Consider the following 23,048-nt stretch of genomic DNA (forward strand, 5'->3'; position numbering starts at 1 on the left):
CCACAAACAGCCACATTTCAACCTGCCACACACTGGGTGAGTAGTGAAGTGGGTCTGGTTTTGTTCCTGATTTCCCCTTGATAAGGAATGATGGGATTATGAGTACGAGATATGCCAAGGAGTTCAGGGACCGGGCCGTCAGGCTGCTGGCCGAGTCCCGGGAGAATTACGCGTCGGAGACGAAGGCGTTGCAGGGCGTGGCGAAGGATCTGGGTGTGGCGGCGGAATCATTGCGCCGCTGGCAGGCCAAGGCTGATACGGCAGGCACGGCGGGTCCCGAGGAGTCCGGCGAGCTCAGGCGGCTGCGTCGGGAGAATGCGCAGCTGCGTCGGGCGAACGAGATCCTGTCGAGCGCGTCGGCTTTGTTCGCCTCACGGCTCGACCCGACACGACGTTGATGGTCGAGTACATCGACACTCATCGCCACCGGTTCGGGGTCGGGCCGATCCGCACGGTCCCGCGGGCTGCGCTGGCTGGCGGGTTTCTCACCGCCAGAGCATACCGGCAGGTCAAAGCCCGTGCCGCCAGCAGGATGCGTGCTCGTCACGAGACGCCGGCCCGTGACATCATGGTGATCCACGCGCACCGGTTCATGGCGGTGTACGGGTATCGGAAAGTCCATCGTCAGCTGATCCGCCGGGGATGGCGTGGGATCGGGCGTGACCAGGTGCTGCACGTCATGCGCTCCCTCACGATCCAGGGGGTGCGTCGGGGACGGAACCCGATCACCACGCGACCCGCCAGAAGCACCGGGGACAGGCCGGACCTGGTGAACAGGCAGTTCACCACCGAGGCTCCTGGACGCTTGCACGTGGCCGACATCACCATCGTCACGACTCGCGTCCGGCTCGTTCGCGTATGTGGCGTTCGTCACCGACGCGTACGCCAGAAGGATCGTGGGCTGGGCCGTCGCCGCGAGCCAGCACACCAGGACGCTGCCACTGCTCGCGTTGGACCGGTCCATCAGCTGGACAGCCCGGCACGGGCGGACCACGGGCCTGATCCACCACAGTGATCATGGCACCCAATACATCAGTGCCCTGTACGGCACGCACCTGACACAAGCAGGCATCCTCGCATCCACCGGCAGCGTGGGCGACTCCTACGACAACGCGCTGGCCGAAACCGTCAACGGCGCGTACAAGGGCGAACTGATCCGCCGATCCAAGCCATTCGAATCCGTGCACGCGTTGGAACAGGCCACGTTCCCATGGGTCTCCTGGTGGAACAGCCAACGTCTCCATGAAAGCCTCGGCTACCGGACACCATGCGAAGTCGAAACCCTGTATCATCAACGCCAGGCGATATCAATCGCCCCAAAAACCAACAAAACAGCGTGAACAAAAACCAGTCCACTTCACCCCAGACCCCATTGTGTGAGCCAATCCTCACAAACAGAGGATCTGCTTCAGAGGTCTGCCTCACCCACGGCACCCACGGCCAGCCCGCGAGAACCCGCCAATCCAAAGGGCATATCCCCAGCTGCAACGCCTCGCAGCAGTTCGGTCGCCGAGTCCACGCTCGTCGTCGCGGTGAACAGCGTCCGCCCGTCGCGCACGGACCGCAGCACGTCGCAGCGCTCGTACACGGCGTTGAACACACTGTCCGCATCCAGCACCACGAAGTTCGCGGGCTTGCCGACTTCCACACCGTACGAATCGAGCATGCTGAGCGTGGTCGCGCCGTTGACGGTGAGGAACTTCATCGCGTCATCGATTTCGGGGAAGCTCATCATCTGGGCCACGTGCAGCACATAGTCGAGAATGATCATCATGTTGCCGTTGCCGAGCGGATACCACGGGTCTTGCATAGAATCCTGACCGAGCGACACGTTGACGCCGGCGTCAGTGAGTTCCTTGACGCGCGTGATGCCGCGACGCTTGGGGAAGGTGTCCTGTCGGCCCTGCAGGTAGAGGTTTTCGGTTGGGGCGCACGCGAAGTTGATGTGCGCAGCCTTAAGCAGCTTGGTCAGGTGGAAGAAGTATGCGTTGTCAGCCGATCCCAGGGAGCACGTGTGGCTCGCGGTGGTGCGGGGGCCGATGCCCGCGCGGTAGGCGAGCGCGCTGAGCAGTTCCACGTAGCGTGAGTTCGGGTCGTCGGTTTCGTCGCAGTGCACGTCGATGAGCTTGTCATACTTGGAGGCCAGCTCGACCACCGTGAGCATGGAGCGCTCGCCGAATTCGCGGCACTGTTCGAAATGCGGGATGCCGCCCACGCAGTCGGCGCCCATGCGCAGGCCTTCTTCCACAAGGTCCGCGCCGCTTTCGCCGTTCGGCCCCGCGTAGGAGTACATGCCTTCCTGCGGGAAGGAGACGATCTGGATGGTCACCGTGTCTTTGAGCTCTTCCTTGAGTTCAAGGAGCGCTTTGAGCGAGGTGAGGTTCGGGTCGGTGACGTCCGCGTGGGAGCGGATGTACTGGACGCCGTGACGCAGCTCCATGCCAATGGCCTTGCGGGCGCGTGCCTTGATCTCGTCGACGGTGAGGTCGGATTTCGTGTCGCTCCAGCGTTGGATGCCTTCGAGCAGGGTGCCGCTTTCGTTGACGGCGCCGGGCTTGCGTGCGGTGAACACGTAGTCGAGGTGCAGGTGAGTGTCGCAGAACGGCGGGGTGACGAGCTTGCCGCCGAGATCCACGGTTTTCACGCCGGTCATGTCGTAGCCTTGCGTGGGAAGGCTTGCGGCGAGGCCTTCGCCGATGGCGGCGAAATGGCCGTCTTCGACGAGGATGTCCTGGAGCGGGGCGGTCTGGGCGGCGGTGCTGCCGGGCTGTCCGGTGACGATGTGGGCGTTGGTGAACAGGGTTCTGGTGGTCATGGTGTGCTCCTTCCTGCTGCCGTGCCGTCGTCTGCCGGTTTGCGCCGGCCGGTACGACGAATCGGGTTCGTAATGTATGTCGCCTATTGTGGGCGCGATGATGCGCGTTGCCGTAACGTGGAGGTGACGTCGCGAAGCCGGGAAATGGACAGTTTGTATGACGCTGACGGTGCATGACGTGATGACGGACCCGATGTTCGCTCGTACCGATCCGACAATCGAGGCGGGAGAAGCAGGCATGGACCGCACGGTCCGTTGGGCGTACACGAATGAGCGGTACGATATCGCTTCGTTCGTGTCCGGCGGCGAACTGGTGATCATCGAGGGCAGTGCGCTGCTCGGCCATATGGGCGACGATGAGATCATCCGATATGTGGACACGTTGGTGGACGCCGGCGTAGCAGGTCTTGCCATCGAACTCGTGGAGGGCGTGCGCACCGTGCCAAAGGCGATGATTGCTCGCGCGGACGAGCGTGGCCTGCCCGTCATCGGTATGCATCGGCGCATGCCGTTCGTCGACTTGTGCCAGTCCATCAACACCTCAATCGTCAAGGATCAGCTGCTGGTGCAGGTGCGCACCGACACACTCGCCACGACGATGCGCACCCGGCTCGCCACGGCCCGTTCCGCGCAGGATGTCGCGAAAATCCTCAACGAGATTTTCGGCGAATCCGTGGCGATTTTTGATTCCGACGGTCTGGTGATCGCGCATTGCGGACCGTCGATTCGCCCGGCGGACGCCGATTATCCCGCGGAACGGACGCTGGTGCTGGACGTGCGCAAGAACGGCGGCCCGCTCGCAAGCATCGAAATCACCCAGCGCAATCGTCTCGCAGACGGAAGGATCGCAGACCGGGTCGATGAAGTGATCAAGCAGGTACTGCTCGCATTCGTGCAGACGCAGCCTCGCAACGCGATGCTTGCCCACGTGCTGCGGGGACCGACGAACGGCTATCGGGCGGGAGAACAGGAGATCAACGATGCAGCCACCATGTTGCAGGCGATTGGCCTGAGCGACGTGAAACACCTGATTCCGTTTGCTATCGGCATGGATTCGGTTTCGTCGTCAATCGACGCCGTCTCCCGGTGCCTGTCCGGCGACGAAGAGGAGGATGCTTCAGACGAGGACACCATCGCGGATGTGCTGGAGGGGAACATGCTGTTCGGGCTGTATGCGGCGGCTGACGGCGGCGATGACAAGGGGCCTGGTTCGGGCGCGGAATTCGGCTCGGGCTTGGATACGGGCACGAATCCGGGCTCGGCCTCAGATGCAAATCCGGGCCCTGCCCAAGGCGGCGGTACTGGCAAGGCCGGCAATCGCGGCGACGCGGTGATGCGACTCAAACGGCGGCTCGCAGATGTGGCCGCGCTGCCTGGAACATGGTGCATATATGGCAGGCCGGTGCCGAGCGTCGGCATGCTGCTTGATGAATGCGGTCTGCTTCAGTTCGCCGCGCACGATGCCGCAGGCCTGCCCGGCACCGGTACGGTAACGAATCTGCTGGCCGCCGCGCCGCAACGACTGCTCGGCATCGGACACACGAGGGACGCCGCCGGCGCGTTGCAGTCACTGATGCTGGGGGACGCGCTGCCGAATCAGGAATCGCTGATGCGCACTTTGGGAGCCTGTTTTGACGCAGGCGGCAATATTTCCAAGGCGTGCGAACTGCTGGGGATTCATCGTCAGACGCTGTACAACCGGCTGGCAAAAATCACCGAATTGACCGGCATCAGCAAAGAGGACAGCATGGCTTGGCCGCTGCTGCTGTGCGCCGCGAAACTCAAAGTCGCGGAACTCCAAGCCACGGAATTTCAAGCCGCGGAGCCGGCGGACGGCGGGCAATAACCGGCGCGCTCCGCGTAATGGAGAGCCGAGACAACGGGCATAAGCACGGCAACGCGCGATCGCTGCACCAGCCAATCGCCCGGAAGCCCGCGATAGCCGCGGACCTAGCAATAGTCACTGGCCTAACAACCGACGCACACGCATCAGTCAAGGCGCCCAGCAAATCACCGGTCCGAATCAATCAGCACGCTTCACCCACGCTCAACAACTAGACAATTTGTCCATTTGTCGCTCCGACACCGTAATCACCGGTTCACCATCGCGCAAATCACTCCGGCGATAGTACGAGGCAACGCAAACATCGCAAGTGCATAGCCAATCAAGTACAGCACCGCAATCGAGAAAGGTCCCGTCATGAACGCTGCCACGGAATACCAGGTGATGAAACGCCCACAGGACGATGAGCAACGGACCATGGTCCGCAAAGTCGCCGTTTCCTCCTTCATGGGCAACTTTATTGAATGGTTTGATTACGCCTCCTACTCCTACTTCGCCACTGTCATCGCGACCGTGTTCTTCCCCTCCTCAGATCGCTCTGTCGCGCTGATGCAGACGTTCGGCGTGTTCGCCCTCTCATTCATCCTCCGGCCGATCGGGGCATTGTTCTGGGGCGCCTTTGGGGATAAGCGCAGCCGTAAAAGCGCCCTGTCTCTGTCCATCATCCTGATGAGCGGCGCATCCTTCCTCATCGGATGCTTGCCATCCTATGAGGCCATCGGCCTTGCGGCGCCAGGCTTGCTGATGTTGCTGCGCATGGTCCAGGGATTCTCTGCCTCCGGTGAATACGCCGGAGCCGCAACATTCCTCGGCGAGTACGCACCGTCTTCCAAGCGCGGCATCTACTGCTCGCTTATTCCCGCCTCCACCGCAATCGGTCTGCTTGCCGGTTCGACGCTCGCGACTGTGATGACATCAAATCTCAACACTGTCGCCTTGTCCGGCTGGGGCTGGCGCATCCCGTTCCTGCTCGCCGGTCCGCTCGGGCTCATCGTGCACTATATCCGCACCCAGCTTGCTGACTCCCCGGTGCACGAAGAAATGACCAAGGCGCTGGAAAACAAGGAGAAGACCGCAGCCGATGGTGCGTCACCGCTCAAGGTGCTGTTCCGAGACCATCTGCGTGAATTAGTCATCAGTTTTGGTGCAAGCGTGCTCAATGCCGTGGGCTTCTATACCGTACTGACCTACCTGCCCACGTATCTTTCCGAAACCGTGGGCATGGACGCCACCCAATCCTTCACCATCACCACCATCTGCCTCGTCCTGTATGTGCTGCTCGTGTTCGGCATGGGGCATATCTCTGATCGATTCGGCCGCAAGAAGGTCCTTATTGGCGCATGCGTCGCGTTCATCGTACTCACTGTTCCGGCTTTCGCAATCCTGAATACCGGATTGTTCTGGCCGATACTGCTGGTCGAACTCGCCTTGTGCGCCACCCTCAGCGCGAACGACGGTACCCTGTCCAGCTATCTGACCGAGACGTTCCCAACCAACGTGCGTTTCACCGGGTTTGCATTCAGCTTCAACGTCGCCAACGCACTCTTCGGCGGTACGGCACCGTTCATCGCCACTTGGCTGATCTACACGACCAAATCGACGATGTCTCCGGCATGGTACATGGTCGGCATCGCATGCATCGCACTGGTGGCAATGATCCTGTCGCACGAGAGTACAGACAAGGACCTCGCCTCTATCTGACGGCGGCCTACCTGGCACGCAACGGCCCCACACGCAACAGACAACACAGAAAGGATCACCATGAGCTATCGCATCGCGGAAATGACCTGGCCGCAATTCGCGGCACGCAAGAACAAGCCGGTAATCGTCCCCATCGGCTCAACAGAGCAGCACAGCCAGCACCTACCTCTCAGCACGGACGCCATCATCGCCGACCGTATCTCCCTCGACCTTGCCAAGGCGCTTGACGGCATGGTCATGCCGACGCTCTCCTACGGATACAAGTCAAAGCCCCTGTCCGGCGGCGGCCCGCTGTTCCCAGGCACCATCGATATGAACGGCACGACGGTCATCAATCAGATGCACGATATCCTGCATGAACTCATCGATGACGGTTTCACCAAAATCGTCGTTATGAACGCCCACTTCGAGAACGAGGCGTTCATCGTGGAAGCCATCGATCTGGTAACCCGCGAGACCGGTGGGAAAGCGACCATCGTCGAATCGAATTGGTGGGACCCGCTGCCGGAAGAGGTGAACCGCCAAGTGTTCGATGGCATCGAATTCCCTGGTTGGGCCCTTGAGCACGCCGCCGTGACGGAAACCTCGCTTCTATTGCATTACGCTCCGGAGCTGGTGCATATGGACCGTGTCGTGTTCACCGGCAACGCCGAAGCGAAACCGTATGTGCGCTATCCAGTTCGTCAAGGCGACGTTCCCGATTATGGTGGGCTGGCCGATCCACGCGGAGCAACAGCCGAACGCGGCAAGCTCATTGCGGATGCCTGCGTCGCCGAGATGACGCGCATCTGCGAGCGCGAATTTGGGGAGTGACCTTTACTCGCAAGTTCTTTCTTTCCCCTCTATGACCACCACTATGGCCGGCCCGCGCTGGGTGATTACTCGGCGCGGGCCGGCCGTTGTGTGAGCTGGGACTCGCATTGCCACCTGCAGGCAGAGCAATACGGCGGATTTCAGCCGACCGGGACCCCATTGTGTGAACGAATCCTCACACGACGACGCCCGCTACGATCCACACACCAGCCCGGAACGATAACACAGGTGACTATGTGAGCCAATCCTCACACAGTGACACCCGCAACCTGCCAGACACCAGCTCGAGACCATGGAACCGGTCATTGTGTGAGCCAGAACTCACACAATCACCCTCTGACGCAGCAACACAGCAGATCACGGCCAGCCAGACAGTCATTGTGTGAGCCAATCCTCACACAAACACCCCTCACGACGGGAAATCAACGGCTTTCAGTCGACTTGACTGCCACCATGCGAGCCAATCCTCACACAATGACGCCCAACACCACTCGCTGGAAGGAATCAGAGCACGCCAACCGGCATCGTGTGAGCCAATCCTCACAAAGTCACGGCTCGAGCCTCTCAAAAGTGGCTGGCACAACAGCGACGACCCTAGCCACCCAGCATCTGCCCAATCACGTATGTCTGGCCATACGCGGGACGGCGGACCTGCCAATCGAGCTGGAGTATCAGCTGACATCTGGCGTCTTGCGCTTCCCGTGATATACGTAACCAGCCAATTGCCGGACATCCCCGCAGCATCGACCCACATCCATCAACTTACGTATGCCCGCACATACGCACGATGACAGGCCCGCCGTCCGGGCTGAGGCATCTCCTGGCATCTGTCACCTCGCGTATGTCCACGCAAACTCACAACGACAACCGAGGGTTAAATGACAAAATGTGTGTTTTATTTTGCCACTTATCCCTACTGCCGTAAGGCGTGTCGCGGGGTGATTTTGGGTCCGGGGCATTATCGAGGTCCCCGCTTGACTTTTCCGGAAAACGTGCTCCTGCTGTGCTTGACGGATGGGCAGAAGAAAATCATCCAAAGCGAGACTGTGCACGATATGCGGCGAGCCGATGCGCAAGAACGGGACGACATCGTCGGGCAGGCAGCGGTGGCGGTGCATGCGCTGCCGCGCGAGCAGCGCGGGCTACGGCGGCAACGCGCGGGGAAGCGCCGAGTTCCGCGCGTTCCTAGTCTGGGTGACCGGCCGGATGACGCTTGCGCAGGCCGCCGCGATGCTCGGGGTGTCGCCGCGCACGTTCATCCGTCGCATCCAATGGTGCGACACCGGAAGCCGCGCGGCATACACCCGGCTGTTCTCCAGGCTGCCCGCCCCGCGCGCGCTCGTCACCGACGGGGGCGCCGGATGCGCCGCGGCCGCCGCCGACACGTGGAAAGACACAAGAATCCAACGGTGCCTCGTGCACGTGCTGGGCAACACGCGCACGGACCTCACCTGCAGGCCACGCACCGACGCGGGCAAAGACCTGCTCAGGCTCGCCGGGAAACTCGTGAAGGTCCGCGACGCCGACGCCGCCGCGGCCTGGCTCAACCTGCTCAACGACTGGCACACCCGCTACGCCGACATCATCGGCCAACGCACCACTGCACGCGACGACCCCGGCAACCCCAAAGCCCGCGCCGGACGCACATGGTGGTGGACCCACGCCCGGTTGAGACGCGCCTATTACCGGTTCATCCGCCTGCAACGTGACGGTACGCTGTTCGCGTTCTGCGAGCCCGCCTCCGCAGGCAGCGTCCCGTCCACCACCAACCGTCCCGAGGGCGGTGTCAACGCCGACATCAAGCGCGTCCTCGACGCCCACCGCGGCCTGACGGAGGAACACATGAAACGCGTATGCGAATGGGTATTGTACATGAAGACGCACAACCCCGACCCCGGGTCGTTCATCACCGCCGCACACGACGAAACCACCGAGCCGCCCACCACGAGCACCGGCCTGCCCGCCGGCAGCATACAAGATGCCGCACCCGGCGTTGACGCCTACGAATCAGGATTCGACATCAGGAAAGGCTGGGCAGGCAAGACCCGATGACGCCAGATAACGTCCGGTTTTTTGCGCAAATTGGTGGGTGCTTTTTGAGGTGGTGGAGCATGGCTTGTCACCTGTGTACGATTTCAGTCGCCAGACCATTAACCGCTCTAGAAAAGCAGGCGACAGAACCATGCCCGATACAATCATACAAGTCAACCAAGCCATGTTCGAGACCCAATTGGATCGCATGGTCACCCAGAAGGTCACCGAGATCCGTGGGCCGGATGCTGGACGCCGAGGCCGACGAGATCGCCGGCGCGGCCCGCTACGAGCGCTCCGATGGCAGGAAGGCGTATCGGGCTGGTCATTACGAGCGTGATCTGACCGTCAAGGCCGGGAAAATGGCAGTGAGGGTGCCGAAGTTGAAGGGCGCCCTGTTCGAGTCGGCGGTGATCGAACGGTATCGTCGCCGGGAGGAGAGCGTGGAGGAGGCGCTGATCGACATGTACCTGGCCGGTGTCTCCACGAGGCGGGTGGACGACATCAGCCAGGCCCTGTGGGGCGAGCGGATGCCGTCGCAGACCCTGTCAGACCAGCTCAAGAAGGTGTATGCGGGTATCGACCAGTGGCGTGAACGCCCGCTATCCCAGCCCTACCCGTATGTGTTCATGGATGGCGTGTGGCACAAGCGTTCGTGGGGTGGCGCCGTGGAGAACGTGAGCATACTGGTCGCGATCGGCATCGGGTCGGACGGGCACCGGGAGGTGATCGGCGTGGCGGAAGGCATGAAGGAGGATTCGACGAGCTGGAACAGCTTCGTCTCCTCGCTCATCTCGCGTGGGCTTACCGGCGTGCGCCTGGTGACCGGCGACCGGTGCGCCGGACTGGTGAACACCGTCAGTGGACTCCTGCCACAGGCCCGCTACCAGCGGTGCATGGTGCACTTCATGCGCAACGTGCTCGCCAAGGTTTCCCCTCGTCACACCCGGTGGGCCGCCGACGCGCTGAAAGCGATCTTCGCGTCGGAAACCCGCCAGGCCGCCCTGGAGAAGGCCGAGAGCATCGCCACGCAGATGGACGCAAGGAAACTCAAAGAGGCCGCCAAGTGCCTGCGGGAGGGCATCGGCGAGACCACGACCTACCTGCTGGACGACTACCCGGTCGAGCATCGTCGGCGTATCCGCACCAACAACATGATCGAACGACTCAACCGCGAAATACGCCGCAGAACTCGCGTCGTGGGAGCGTTCCCCGACGGCAGGAGCGCACTCATGCTCATCACTGCGAGAATCCGCTACGTCACCGGCAACCAGTGGTCGACCCGCCGCTACCTGGACATGTCCCGACTCCACGACACCATACAAGAAGCGAACTGACAACGCACACAGGAAACAAAAACCAAAGTGCGCAAGAACCCGGGCACTACCCGCGTCATAGGCGAATATTGAGGTTCTTGCTCCGTATGTAGGCGGTAATGAGAGCACTCAAAGTATCCATTCCATTAAAGCAGTGTGTCCAGTAATGGTGGTAGGAAGTTCCACCTATGAGGTGGACTATTATTTCTCCGATCTGGATGGCTATGTTTTTCATTGTGTAACAGCAATCACTGCCTTTTTTCGATTATAGAGTAGATACTCAGCACTGTAATCAATACTAACGGTACTTTCGATCAGAACTGAGCGCCGATAGTGGTATTTTTTCTTGTCGTACGTTGGGAATCTCATGTGCTGCTCCGTCGTTGTGCTGCGCGCAGTCCGTTGAGGATGACGATGACCTCGGCGCCTTCGTGAACAAGTACCACAGCGGCCAGGCCAAGAACTCCGGTAATGGCCAGCGGGAGCAGAATCGCAATGATGAGTATTGACAAAACCACGTTCTCGTTCATGATCGTGCGCCCGCGGTGTGCGTGCGCAAGAGCTTGAGGGATGAGACGCAGGTCGTTCCCAGTAAATGCGACGTCCGCTGATTCAATCGCAGCATCGGCACCTTTGACTCCCATCGCGATTCCTACGTCTGCGGCCGCTAGGGCGGGTGCGTCGTTAATGCCGTCGCCGATCATCGCCGTGGGCTGCGTTCTGCATAGTTCTGCGACAGCGGCGGCCTTATCTTCTGGGCGCAGTTCGGACCGGACGTCGGTAATACCGGCCTGTGCAGCCAAGGCTCGCGCTGTGCGTGGATTGTCGCCAGTCAACATGGTTACGCCGATTCCGCGTTCGTTCAGCGTGCGTATTACCTCGGGCACTTCGGGACGCAGTTCGTCGCGCACTCCTACTGCCCCAACGGGTCTGCCGTCGCTATGCACGATGACGACGGTCATTCCCTCCATCTCCATCGCTCGCACCTCATCAGCCAGGGGGCCAGCATCGAGCCATCGAGGACTCCCGACGCTGACACAGACACCATCGATTACCCCAGAAATACCGCGACCCGCCGTTTCCGTGACATCATCGGCCTGTGGAGCGTCACTCACTGCGCTTGCGATTGCAGTGGCAAGCGGATGCGTACTGTGACCTTCCAAACTTGCCGCCCACTTCAGAACCTCGTTTTCACTCACACCATCGTCCGTCACTACGCGGGTCACGGTGGGGTTATTCCCTGTCAGAGTGCCAGTCTTATCGACTGCGAGATGTCGGATGCCACCAAAACGTTCAAACGCCGCACCGGATTTGACGACCACCCCGAACGCGGAAGCCGCACCAATAGCAGAGACGACGGTGACCGGGACAGCTATTGCCAAAGAACACGGGGATGCTGCGACGAGCACAACCAGTGCGCGCGTAATCCATAGCTCAACGTTCCCACTGAGCAGTGACCCGAGTAGGCCGACCAGTACTGCGAGAATCATTACTCCGGGCACAAGCGGACGTGCGATCCGATCAGCTAGTCGGGCACGCTCACCTTTCTCGCTCTGGGCCTTCTCGACAAGCTCCACAATTGTGGTAAGCGAGTTATCGGTGCCAGCGGCCGTGGCCTCAACGTCGAGCGTGCCCGTGGTGTTAATGGACCCTGCCGAGACATCCATGCCAGGTTCAACTTCGACTGGGATTGACTCGCCGGTGATCGCGGATGTGTCCAGGCTGCTCCGCCCGGCACGCACGATGCCATCAGTGGCAATCCGCTCGCCCGCCCGAACCACCAGCACGTCACCAACGCGCAGATCCTTTGCCTCGACCTCAACCGTTGCATCGCCACGTTTAACCAGTGCGGTCTTTGGCACGAGTTTCAACAATGCCCGCAGTCCAGCGCGAGCACGATCCATTGCCTTGTCCTCAAGCGCTTCCGAAATTGAGTAGAGGAACGCCAGCGCTGCTGCTTCCTCAACGTATCCAAGAATCACAGCACCAGTCGCGCTGATCGTCATCAGCAGACCGATACCAAGCTTGCCTTTCGTAAACAACCCTCGCAGCGCACCCGGAACAAAAGTGTACGCGCCCAAAAGCAGGCCGATCCAGAACATCACTAGACCTGCGGTCTTTGCGCCGGTCAAATCACACACTAGGCCAGCAGCGAATGCAATACCCGATGCAATCGGAATCAGAACGCTCGGACTGCGATACCACGGCCGATCGTCATCATCATCGTCATCGAAGTCAGGATGCTCAACCTGCGAATTTGTTACCGTACTCACGCTCGCACCTCCCGTGCCTCGCAGCCCCTAACATTGCAGTCGGAGTCCATGCATGGCACGCTCTCATCAACTGCAAGTGTCACATCAATAAGGGCAGTCAGCGCATGGGCTAGATGGGGGTCGGCGATTTCGTAACGGGTCTTCCTGCCCTCGGGTTCAGCCACCACGATGCCGCACCCGCGCAAACACGTCAAATGGTTTGACACGTTCGAACGAGACAGCCCCAGTTCTCGAGAGAGAACGGCAGGGTAACTGGGCCCATCTAACAGCGCCATCAGAATCCGTGAACGGGTCGGGTCTGCCATGGCCCGACCTAGCCGGTTCATTACATCAAGTCGATTCGTAATAGTCAGCATGCGATGACTATACATTAGATGATGTACTGTTGTCAAGTCCGGACATCAGGTAGTAGGCAGCTACGGAAATCAGGCACTAACGAAGTCCATAAATCGGGTAGCGCACGTCAAAGAATTGACACAAATTTTGCAACGCGGATGAAGTGCAATCAATAATTGCATCACATTCTGTAGGCAAGAAATCTCGTCATGAACTCCACAGTGAAAACTCTGACCCCGCCTAGTTATATGGCCGTGTAGCGGATCGGCGACAGCCGGTGGAGTGGTCACGTTGAGCGGAAACACTTGCCCTACTCAGGCAAACGTTCTTACGATGCAAGTGCACGGAGTCCTGCGAGACAACGCATTCTCTATGAGTTTACCGACAAGAATCTTGGTTCAGATGGAATTTTGATGTGAGAGCAAATCGTCTCAGCACATAGGAATTGTTTTCTGAGGATTATTGCCAGTGTTGTGCGGTTGTCTGAATGGCGTCCCATGGTGCGGCGAGGGGTGGTGTGTAGGAGAGATCGAGGTCGGATAACTGCTGGATGGTGAGTCCTGCGAATATGGCGGTTGCGATCACGTCGGCACGTTTGGAGACTTCACTGCCGTAGGTTCCTACGAGTTGGCCTCCGAGTAATTGGCCGGTGGTGGGGTCTGCGGTGAGTCGGATGGTGATTGGGTGTGAGCCTGGGTAGTAGGCTTTGTGGTCGTCGACCGTGGCTGTCACCGAGCGTGCGGGAAGTCTGGCACTTTGGGCTTCGGTCTCGCGCAGACCGGTCCGGGCGGCAACGAGGCTGAAGACTTTGACGGCCTGTGTGCCAAGAACGCCTGCGAAGGTGGCGTTGCCGCCGACAGCGTTCTCGCCGGCGATGCGGCCTTGCTTGTGTGCGGTGGTGCCCAGGGGAAGCCAGGTGTCGCCAAGCAGGCGGTGCTTGGTGGTGACACCGTCGCCGGCCGCATAGATGTCGGGCAGGCTGGTGCGCATCTGGTCGTCGACTGTGATCGCTGCGCCTGGCCCTGTCGTGGCTCCGGCCATCGTGAGCAGGCTCGTGTTGGGGCGTATTCCGGTGACGGCGATGACGAGATCGGTGCTGATTTTCTGGGTGCCGGTGGGGTCGTCACTGATGACGACCGGGCCGCGTTCGCCGCGTTGGATGCTGCGTACACTGGTATTGAGGTGTACGTGGACACCGTGGTGGACGAGCTCGCTGTGGACGAGGGATGCGAGGTCAGTGTCGAGGGTGGAGAGGACTTCGGGGCCGTGTTGCAGCATGGTTACGTCCAGGCCACGCCGGGTGAGGGTTTCTGCCATTTCGAGGCCGATGTAGCCGGCGCCGATGATGACGGCGCGGCGGGGATGCCGGGTGACGAGGGTGCGCTGGACTGCGTGCATCTGGTCGATGGTGTGAAGCTGATGCACGCAGTCTGCAGGGCCGAGAGCATCGGGACCGGTCAAGCCCGTGATGCCGGTGGCGGTGGGTCTTGCTCCGGTAGCTACGACGAGCCGGTCGTAGCTGATCGTTTCCTGATTTCCGTCGGGCTTGGTCACCGTGACCGTGTGCGCTTCGGCGTTGATGCTGGTGGCAAGGGTGCCCAGTCGCAGGGAGAGTCCGGCTGCTTCGAGGTCGGTCTGGGTGCGGTGGGCGAGGTCGTGCCAGTCGGGCACGTCGCCGGAGAGGTGGTAGGGGATGCCGCAGATGGAGTAGTTCGGATACTGGTCTGCGACCACGAGGGTGACGTCGGTCTGAGGTTCGAGTTGTCGGGCGCGCAGGCCGGCCATGATGCCGGCGTCCGAGCCGCCGATGATGAGTAGTCGCATGGCGTGGTGTCCTTTGATGTCTTGGCTAGCGGGCGGAGGCGGAGCGCGCCAAGGGGGCGCTCTGGCTGAGACTGTGCAGACTGTCCTGCCCGATAGGGGGTGTGGGCAGCAGGGGAACGACGGCCATGCGTTCGGTGAGGTGCTGAACGTGTTTGATCTGGGGGATTTCCCCGTCTGCGACGGTGTGAAGGAATTCGGAGGTGGGGTGAGCGGCGGCAACGGAGCGGTTGACGACCCATGCCCAGGGGGTGATGGATGCTCGTTGGAGGTCACATTGCAGTTGCTCGGCTTCGAGGACTGGTGTCGTCTCGGGCAGGGTGACGATGATCATCTTCGTGTAGTCGGGGTCCTGGAGCCGTGTCAACGGGGTGGCGACGAGATTGTCCCCCATCTGATGGAGCATCTCGCGATGGTAGGAGCCGGTGGCGTCGAGCAGCAGGAGCGTGTGTCCGCTGGGTGCGGTGTCGATGACGACGATGTGATCATGTGCTTCGCGGATGGCTTCGGAGAACTTGCGGAAGACGGCGACCTCCTGGGTGCAGGGGGATTGCAGGTCTTCCATCAGTTGGGCGCGGCCCGTCGCGTCAAGGCGGGTTCCTTTGGTGGCCATGACTTCGTTTTGATACTCGCGCAGAGCCTGATCGGGATCGATCTTCGCGATGGTGAGGTTCGCGACGGTGCCATTGAGCGTGTCAGTGAGGTTTCCCGCGGGATCGGTCGTGGTGAGCAGAACTTCGCGGCCGCGTTCGGCAAGGGCCACGGCGATCGCCGTGGCGACGGTCGTTTTGCCGACTCCGCCCTTCCCAAGCGTCATGAACAGTCCGTGAGTCTGCTCCGCTAACTGGTCCACGAGGTCTGCCAGCGGCGGATACTTCCCGGCAACTTCACGGACATGGTTGGCGGCCTGTTCCGATTGTGTGGGAGTAGCAGTGAAGAACTCGCGAAGACTGTTGATGCCAACTACGTTACGTGAGTGCAACGTTGTCGTGTCGTATGGCAGTCGAGCGAGTCCACTGGGGAGAGAAGCAAGCTCCTTATGTTCCTGATCTCGGATCGCCGCCGCCAGAGAATCACCGTCGAGATCAGGCATGAGTGCGTTGATCAGTAGGTGCTGATTACCCATACCGAGAGCTGCAAGTTCTCGGCTGGTGCGCTCGGCTTCCTGAATCGCTGAGCGTTGGGCGCGGGCGACGAGCACGAGCACGGTGCGGGCTGGATCTGAGAGCGCGTTGACTGCGGCCTGATAGACGCTACGGCGGGATTCAAGGCCGGCCATGGGACCTAAACAGGAAGCGTCACCCTTGCCCTCGTCAATGAACTGGCTCCAGTCGCCGGGCAACTCCAACAGACGGATGGTATGCCCCGTGGGTGCGGTATCGAGCAGCACATGGTCGTAATCACTAGTGAGGTCGGGATCGGCGATGAGGTCGGCGAACTCGTTGAAGGAAGCAATCTCGGTCGTACATGCCCCTGACAGTTGCTCGGTCATTGCTTGGATTTCCGTCTTCGGCAGGAGGCCGCGTACCGGTTTTATTATTGATTCGCGGTTTGTGGCGGCGGCCGCTTCGGGGTCAATCTCCAGAGCGTCGATACCGGGAGCGGTGTTCAAGGTCGTAATCTGGTTGCCAATGTGCTGGTCAAAGACCTGCCCGATGTTCGAAGCCGGGTCCGTGCTCACGAGCAGCACTGACTTGCCTTGGTCGGCCAGAGCCAACGCCGTCGCACAGGTGGCCGACGTCTTACCGACGCCACCTTTGCCGGTAAAGAACGCGAACTTGGGAAGGTGGTCAAGAAAGGTGGGTTGGTTCATGGTTTCTGGTCTCCTATTCTGCGGCGTGGTTCAGCAGCATCCGCTTGCCCCGCAGCAGCATCCGGACTGTTCGGCTGTGTTCTCGGAGACAGGGGTTGTCGAGGGCGCGTCGATACCTGCCATGCGGAATAGTTGGTCGCGTGTCGGGTATGTGCCGGTAAGGACCGTCTGCCCGTCGACCTGGACGATGGGCAGCGCCTGTGAGCCGATACTGTCGAGTGCGTTGCGGACCTGAGAGTTTGCGACGAAGTTTTCCGGCTCGCTGGCAAGGTTGTGGCGCGTTATCGAGATCCCATTGCCCGTGATGGCCGCGCAGTCGGCGGTGAACGCGATCAGTGTGGCATCCGGGTCACTGCCACAAACCCCGGAACTGCAGCACATTGCCGGTTCATAAACGTCAATGCGAGGGAGTTGAGTCGCTTGGTGTGATGTTGTATTTTGCATGATGAGATGCTCCTTACTTTCTTGTTTGTTAATGGCTTGACTATTTGTTGTGTTTACTGAATCCTGACCGGTTCTAAGTCGTCGCCGGTCCGGTCGTGGAGTGGGAACAGGTGAGGCCGTAGCCACAAGGCGACATAGACGAGGCCGAGCAGTACCGGCACTTCGACCAGTGGGCCGACGGTGCCGGCTAGGGCTTGGCCGGAGACGACGCCGAAGGTGCCCACACACACGGCGATGGCGAGTTCGAAATTGTTGCCGGCACCGGTGAACGCGAGGGTGGTGGTCTTCTCATAGCCAAGGTGCAGGGCGTGGCCAAGGATGAACCCGAGGGTGAACATGATCGCGAAATAGATGACGAGCGGCGCCGCGATGCGGGCGACGTCCCAGGGCTCACGTGAGATGCGTCCGCCTTGCATGGCGAAGAGCACGACCACGGTGAACAGCAGTCCCCAGGTGGCCAAAGGACTGATCCGCGGAAGGAACCGGCGCTCATACCATGCACGACCCTTAGCATGCTCCCCAAGCACTCGACTGGCCCAGCCGGCCAGCAGTGGCACGCCGAGGAACACGAGCACGGATTCGACGATCGCCCAGAATGAGAAACCGGCCGATGTTGTGGGCAGGCCGAGCCAGCCGGGCAGTATCTGGAGATAGAACCAGCCGAGACCGGCGAACGCGAGAATCTGGAAGATCGCGTTGAGGGCGACGAGAACGGCGGCAGCCTCACGATCCCCGCAGGCCAGGTCGTTCCAGATGAGTACCATCGCGATGCAGCGAGCCAGTCCAACGATGATGATGCCGGTACGGTATTCGGGCAGGTCGGGCATCAGCAGCCAAGCCAGCGTGAACATGAGGGCCGGGCCAACCACCCAATTGAGGGCAAGGGATGCGATGAGCAGCCTACGGTCGTGGCTCACCCGGCCCAGCCGGTCGTAGCGGACCTTTGCCAACGGCGGGTACATCATCAGCAAGAGGCCCACGGCGATCGGCAGGCTCGTGGAACCGAGCTTCACCGAATCGATGAGCCCTGCCAGCCCAGGCCACAGTCGCCCCGCGCCCACCCCGACAATCATCGCCATCAGAATCAAGAGAGGCAACAACCGGTCAGCCGTTCCGAGTCGTGCGTGTGTCTGGGATTGTGCTCTCATCGTGCGACCTCCTGAGTGAACTCAATACATGTATCCGGGAATCCGGTTCGGTTGAGACCGTCGAGATATTCAGCACGGAAAAGTGCTCCAGCAGTGCACCCCATGTAAAGCCCTCGCCTAGCCCGCATACTAACGTTCACTACATCCTCCTCACATAGACGAATATCTATATGACTAATAGTTTATCAACATATAGACAATTGTCAATGCAAGTGAGAGACTGGAGGACATGACCATTACACTGCCGAACCCCACGAGTCGCCAGCAGTCCACCTGTTGCACGCCGACAGAGACGACGATACCTCGCCCAGCCGAGAGCCGGGACCTTGCCCGCAGGCTCAAAGCACTCTCTGACCCCACCCGATTACAGTTACTCCAACTTGTCGCCGCACACCCAGGAGGAAGAGCCTGCATCTGCGACCTCGCGGAACCGCTTGGAGTTACCCAACCCACCGTCTCCCACCATATGAAGCTCTTAGCCGAATCCGGTTTCGTAACTCGAGAACAGCAAGGAAAGTGGGCTCACTACACTATTAGACCTGAAGCTCTCAACGATATTGGGCAGCGTCTCGCCAGCCTTAGCCATCCGTGCAGTTGAACCCTCACCATTGGCCGGAACTTCTGACAAAAGCGGACAGTTCACAAACATTTCCTATACGCATCCACAGAGTAGCTATTCACGATAACGTCGGATTGAGCCGTTCCTGCAGATTCCAGTTAGGCGTACAAGAGAGAGATTGACGGGAAAAGTAGAGGGCAAACCGACTTATGAGACCACCACTGTTTACATTATTCTGCTAGTGCCATCATTGAGTTCTGGAGCATTCGAATAAGGTCCTTCGTCTTCACTGTCATTATTCCGACGCAGTTTGCGACTAGCGATGAGTCCGATACTGAGAAGCAGCAGGATGATCGCAACCTCAATCAACCCCTGCACGGCTACGCCGGTTTGGGCGAGGTTCGAATTGTTGTATCCGTTCCAATCGGATAAGGGGCTGCGGACGTTTTCTTGGAGATTGAACGAGAGGATTCTATGTTCAGTCAAGAGGAGCGTGGTCGTGCCGTGGGGTTGTATTGCTCCACTAGTATGACGACCCAGCAGGTCGTGGAGTATCTAGGTTATCCCACGCGTCAGTGTTTGGAACGCTGGCTGCACCAGGATCCCCGGTATATGCAGAGAATCCCCAAGCCAATCATCCCGCTCTCCATGCGGGTGAGAGCCGTACGCCTGTGTCTTACCGGCTTGCAACAGCAGGCAGCGGCGGCGCAGTTGGGTGTCAGTGCTGGTGTGGTGAATCATTGGATGGCCTTGTATCGTGAGGGTGGTATGGCAGCATTGCAACCCCAAAGGAGGTCCCCGATGCCCGAAGAAGAGAAACCCGGGGTTCACCCTGTTTCTGATGATGTTGGTGAGCTGCACCGTCGGATCAGAGAACTTGAGCTGGAGAACGCGCTGATGCGCCAGGTGGTCAACGTGGTAAAAAAAGACCCAGGCGCCAGCCTGGGGCGCCTTTCGAACCGGGAGAAGACCAGGCTGATCGACCGGCTGCGCCCGACGTTTTCACTGCACTGTTTGGCCCGCAGGCTCACGATCCCCTTGAGTAGCTACCATTATCACCACGCTCGAAGAGATGGGGATAAGTACTCGGATATCCGAGTACGCGTGAGAGCATTGTTCAAGGAGTCGTCCTCACGCTACGGCTACCGTAGGCTTCATCACGCTCTGGGTATTCACCTCTCTGAGAAGGTGGTACGCCGGATTATGAGGGAGGAGGGATTGGTGGCTCGTATCCCCCACCGCAGGCGTTACAGCTCCTACCAGGGTGAGAGCACGCCAGCCCCCGACAACCTGATCCACCGGGATTTCAGTGCCAAAGAACCCAATATGAAGTGGCTGACCGGCATCACTTGAGAATCAAGGCGTGTGACGGCAAAGTGTATGTCTCGCCCATGATCGACTGTTACGACGGCAAGATCGTCGCCTACACGAGGGGATTACACCCGAACGCCCGATTGGCCAACACCATGCTCAGAAAGGCGATCGGAACCCTGCCCGATGATACCAGGGTGATCGTGCACTCAGATCGTGGCTGCCACTACCGGTGGCCCGAGTGGATCCGGATCTGCCAGGAGCACGGTATCATCCGCTCCATGAGCAGGAAGGGCTGCTCCCCGGACAACTCCGCCGCCGAGGGATTCTTCGGCCGCATGAAAACCGAGGCGGTCTACCCCGAATACTGGGAGAAACTGACCTGCGCGCAGGTCGTGGAACACGTCGACACGACCATGCACTGGTACAACCACCAACGCATCAAACAATCCCTGGGATGGAAAAGTCCCGTACACTATAGAATGCAACAAGGGCTAGTGGCCTAAACCATCTCCAAGAAAACGTCCGCAGCCCCCTACCCATTATCCAGCTAAAAATTATATCACAATGAAATCTTCTTCGAAGTTTCCCGGACGTTATCCTCAGCCCGAACCGACACGGCGTTGATGACCATGCAAATGAGTCATCATCGCGCCCGATCCAGAGTCGGACCTATCCGACGAACGTTCAAGGTGCCGTCGGGCCGCAGGTTACTCATGCTGAGGGCCTACCGATAGACCAGGGTACGCGATATGCGGACCATACACACATTGGAACAGAACATTCCGACGCCCCGGCAAAATCACCACTAGAAACCGCCGTCTGCACGAGCACAGGGACCAACCAATACCAGCCCCTATATCATCAAACCAAGCGGCACCCATCGCCCAAAAACATCAGAACCAAAAACAAATCCATATCACTCCGTCCCCATTGACGTGGTAAATAATGTGGCAACACGAAATATGAAGTCAATTCCCTAATACTAGACCTTCAAAGATTCACTCCGAACCCGGCTTTCCAACATCCCACCAGACCGTTCTGCCGGTGTGCGCGTTCTTCCGCTAGTAGGGTTCACCGCGTCTGTCACGTCTTATGAGAACCAGTGCAGCACACGCGTGCACTGTGCGGCGATGCCGTCCTGGATGCGGGTGAGGAGTCTGTCTCGATTGTTCTGTGTTTCCCTGTCCGCGTGTAGGATTCCGCTGGACAGTTCGCGGGCGGTTTTCGCCGCGTCGGCGAAGGCATCGGGCAACGTGGCAGCATACCGTGCCAGGAGCAGTTCCACAAGTTCGGAGTCACCGGAACCGTCGATGTCGGCGAGTTTTCGCCAGTGTCTTAACTCGACGCGCTCCCAGTTGTATTCCCCGCCGATACTCATTGCAAGCTTGCGTTGGTTGCGCTGCGTAGCATAGGCAAACATGGAAGCGATGTCATACAGTGGTGCCAGTCTCGGGCGTTCTCCGACCGGCTCCTCGATTGCGTAGTTCTTGGCATGGGCATCGGTGCCAGCCATCAGGAAATTCAGTATCAATGCAATGTAGAACAGGCCGACACTGGTCGCATCCAACCCGTTGATGCGCAGGCACGAGAGAATTTCAGTGGCTCCCGGGCCACCATCGGACTGGTATTTCTCAGCCGTCGGATGCCCGGTCGCCTGGCAGAGATCCTCCTGATGGATGCGGATGACCTCCGTATCACCGTCCTGGTTCATCACCCATTTCCGGTCCCACCGCTCACTGACCAATGCTGGGAGCCCATCGAACTCCCGGAACTCGCAATTCGATACCGGCACGTGCAGTGCTGCTATCGCCTTCAGACACACGTACTCGTTGAACGCCTGTTCGTGCATTTTGAGGATGCCCGGTTTGATGATGTGCGTGGTAGCGGCCGAACCGTGCGCCTCGTACCATTGGCCGTCCTGGAAGCGCAGCGCGATCTTGTCCTGGGCGCCGTTCAACGACCAGTGCTCGTCAACGCCCTGCCAGCTCGCCTGCCGAACGTCGGAAATCGATACCAGTCGCTGCCTGATCTCAGCTTCCGTTATCGGCCGCAATGAAGCTTGCTCGCTAAAAGAATCCACGTCCGACGGCGGCACGAATTGCGCTCCGCCGGCACAGTCAAGGCCGATGGCGGTCAGCAGGGAGAACGGATTGCCGGCATTGACATCATACCGGCGGGCGATGCGTTGCCGCATAACCTGATCGTCTGGTAGCACGCCATCGATGAACGCCTCCACCGGCTTTCCCCTCCAGGGCGCCACGCGGCGAGGCAGGGACAGCGACAGTGGCGCATCAATCTCGGCATCCGTGTCATAGGTGAAAATATGCTTTCCATAGCTATCCTCGCTCAGCACACCGATGCGTCTGCCTTCGAGGAACACCACAAGCTCCTTGGGTTTCATAAACTATTCTCCTCATTGGCAGTCACAGTGCCATTCTCGGTACCCCGCGCGAGGGACTCAAGAATCGCAGCTGCCTCCCTGACGGTCTGCGGCCGTATAGTTCGCTCGTCACCCTCCAAGGCTTTTGACGCGCTGCCTTTGGCACGTTGTCGACTGTGTCGTCTAGTGGGAAGCACCTGCTTCCCCGGCGCATATGACGCGGACAGATCGATGCTCAGCACATCGCACATCGCAAGAATGCGACGGAAACTGGGGTCGGAGATAACGGATTGCTCAAAACGGTTGATCCAGACCCTGGAAAAACCGGTTTGCGCCGCCACCTCCTCCTGCGTCCATCCACGGGCGTTCCGCGCGTCCTTGATGACCGTGGCGATCTGATGGATGCTGAAGATCCGCGAGGAAAACTGTTCCATAAGGCCT

The 23,048-nt window shown here is 59.8% G+C and carries 15 protein-coding genes and 4 pseudogenes; 9 read left to right on the top strand and 10 right to left on the bottom strand.

Translation table 11 applies throughout. The features are described from left to right. Positions 1–98: 98 nt before the first annotated feature. Positions 99–1,318: pseudogene (locus tag QN215_RS00425) on the top strand (IS3 family transposase); the annotation flags it as partial. A 177-nt stretch (positions 1,319–1,495) separates the two neighbouring features. On the opposite strand, the pseudogene QN215_RS00430 reads toward QN215_RS00425, so the two are convergent. Then, a pseudogene (locus QN215_RS00430) lies at positions 1,496–2,815 on the bottom strand (amidohydrolase family protein); the annotation flags it as partial. Between the two features lie 157 nt (positions 2,816–2,972). Here QN215_RS00430 and QN215_RS00435 point away from each other — a divergent pair. The 6 genes and pseudogenes from QN215_RS00435 (at position 2,973) to QN215_RS00460 (ending at position 10,540) form a co-directional block, all read left to right on the top strand. Beyond that, positions 2,973–4,661, top strand: a complete 1,689-nt coding sequence (locus QN215_RS00435) for a PucR family transcriptional regulator ligand-binding domain-containing protein (protein WP_369344220.1) — start codon at positions 2,973–2,975, stop codon at positions 4,659–4,661. Between the two features lie 354 nt (positions 4,662–5,015). After that, complete coding sequence (locus QN215_RS00440; RefSeq protein WP_369344221.1) at positions 5,016–6,359, top strand: MFS transporter; 1,344 nt, start codon at positions 5,016–5,018, stop codon at positions 6,357–6,359. A gap of 60 nt (positions 6,360–6,419) precedes the next feature. Continuing rightward, positions 6,420–7,172, top strand: coding sequence for a creatininase (locus tag QN215_RS00445; RefSeq protein WP_404978498.1), 753 nt, complete (start codon positions 6,420–6,422; stop codon positions 7,170–7,172). A 474-nt stretch (positions 7,173–7,646) separates the two neighbouring features. Further along, positions 7,647–7,877, top strand: a complete 231-nt coding sequence (locus QN215_RS00450; protein ID WP_369344222.1) for a hypothetical protein — start codon at positions 7,647–7,649, stop codon at positions 7,875–7,877. A gap of 363 nt (positions 7,878–8,240) precedes the next feature. Next, positions 8,241–9,224: a transposase gene (locus tag QN215_RS00455; RefSeq protein ID WP_369344223.1), complete on the top strand. Its 984-nt coding sequence runs from the start codon at positions 8,241–8,243 to the stop codon at positions 9,222–9,224. A 130-nt stretch (positions 9,225–9,354) separates the two neighbouring features. Further along, positions 9,355–10,540, top strand: a pseudogene (locus tag QN215_RS00460) (IS256 family transposase). A gap of 344 nt (positions 10,541–10,884) precedes the next feature. On the opposite strand, the gene QN215_RS00465 reads toward QN215_RS00460, so the two are convergent. The 6 genes from QN215_RS00465 to arsB form a co-directional block, all read right to left on the bottom strand. Then, positions 10,885–12,792 (bottom strand): heavy metal translocating P-type ATPase, encoded by a 1,908-nt coding sequence (locus tag QN215_RS00465; protein ID WP_369344224.1) that lies wholly within the window; start codon positions 12,790–12,792, stop codon positions 10,885–10,887. Next, the gene (locus tag QN215_RS00470) at positions 12,789–13,148 is read right to left on the bottom strand and encodes a helix-turn-helix transcriptional regulator (RefSeq protein WP_024464623.1); all 360 of its coding nucleotides are present in this window, start codon (positions 13,146–13,148) and stop codon (positions 12,789–12,791) included. Before QN215_RS00470 ends, QN215_RS00465 begins: the two co-directional genes overlap by 4 nt. 439 nt (positions 13,149–13,587) lie before the next feature. Then, positions 13,588–14,952, bottom strand: coding sequence for an FAD-dependent oxidoreductase (locus QN215_RS00475; RefSeq protein WP_369344225.1), 1,365 nt, complete (start codon positions 14,950–14,952; stop codon positions 13,588–13,590). A 25-nt stretch (positions 14,953–14,977) separates the two neighbouring features. Further along, on the bottom strand, positions 14,978–16,762 hold the full coding sequence (gene arsA, locus QN215_RS00480; protein ID WP_369344226.1) for an arsenical pump-driving ATPase: 1,785 nt from the start codon (positions 16,760–16,762) through the stop codon (positions 14,978–14,980). 30 nt (positions 16,763–16,792) lie between these two features. Next, on the bottom strand, positions 16,793–17,206 hold the full coding sequence (arsD, locus tag QN215_RS00485; protein WP_022861527.1) for an arsenite efflux transporter metallochaperone ArsD: 414 nt from the start codon (positions 17,204–17,206) through the stop codon (positions 16,793–16,795). Between the two features lie 53 nt (positions 17,207–17,259). Next, the gene (arsB, locus tag QN215_RS00490; RefSeq protein WP_369344227.1) at positions 17,260–18,354 is read right to left on the bottom strand and encodes an ACR3 family arsenite efflux transporter; all 1,095 of its coding nucleotides are present in this window, start codon (positions 18,352–18,354) and stop codon (positions 17,260–17,262) included. 229 nt (positions 18,355–18,583) lie between these two features. Here arsB and QN215_RS00495 point away from each other — a divergent pair, with 229 nt between their 5' ends. Then, a complete protein-coding gene (locus QN215_RS00495) occupies positions 18,584–18,952 on the top strand; it encodes an ArsR/SmtB family transcription factor (RefSeq protein WP_369344228.1) in 369 nt (122 codons plus the stop codon). A gap of 186 nt (positions 18,953–19,138) precedes the next feature. Here QN215_RS00495 and QN215_RS00500 read toward each other — a convergent pair whose 3' ends face one another. Further along, positions 19,139–19,399, bottom strand: a complete 261-nt coding sequence (locus QN215_RS00500; RefSeq protein ID WP_369344229.1) for a hypothetical protein — start codon at positions 19,397–19,399, stop codon at positions 19,139–19,141. A 185-nt stretch (positions 19,400–19,584) separates the two neighbouring features. Between QN215_RS00500 and QN215_RS00505 the strand changes: the two are divergent. Further along, positions 19,585–20,730: pseudogene (locus QN215_RS00505) on the top strand (IS3 family transposase); the annotation flags it as partial. Between the two features lie 587 nt (positions 20,731–21,317). Here QN215_RS00505 and QN215_RS00510 read toward each other — a convergent pair. Together QN215_RS00510 and QN215_RS00515 are read right to left on the bottom strand one after the other, a co-directional pair. Continuing rightward, positions 21,318–22,628 carry a type II toxin-antitoxin system HipA family toxin gene (locus tag QN215_RS00510; RefSeq protein WP_033498383.1) on the bottom strand — a complete coding sequence of 437 codons (1,311 nt, stop codon included), beginning with the start codon at positions 22,626–22,628 and terminating at the stop codon, positions 21,318–21,320. Next, a complete protein-coding gene (locus QN215_RS00515; protein WP_369344230.1) occupies positions 22,625–23,041 on the bottom strand; it encodes a helix-turn-helix domain-containing protein in 417 nt (138 codons plus the stop codon). Before QN215_RS00515 ends, QN215_RS00510 begins: the two co-directional genes overlap by 4 nt. Positions 23,042–23,048 lie beyond the last annotated feature (7 nt).

It is taken from the genome of Bifidobacterium sp. WK041_4_12, from assembly GCF_041080795.1.
Taxonomy (GTDB): Bacteria; Actinomycetota; Actinomycetes; order Actinomycetales; family Bifidobacteriaceae; genus Bombiscardovia; species Bombiscardovia aquikefiricola.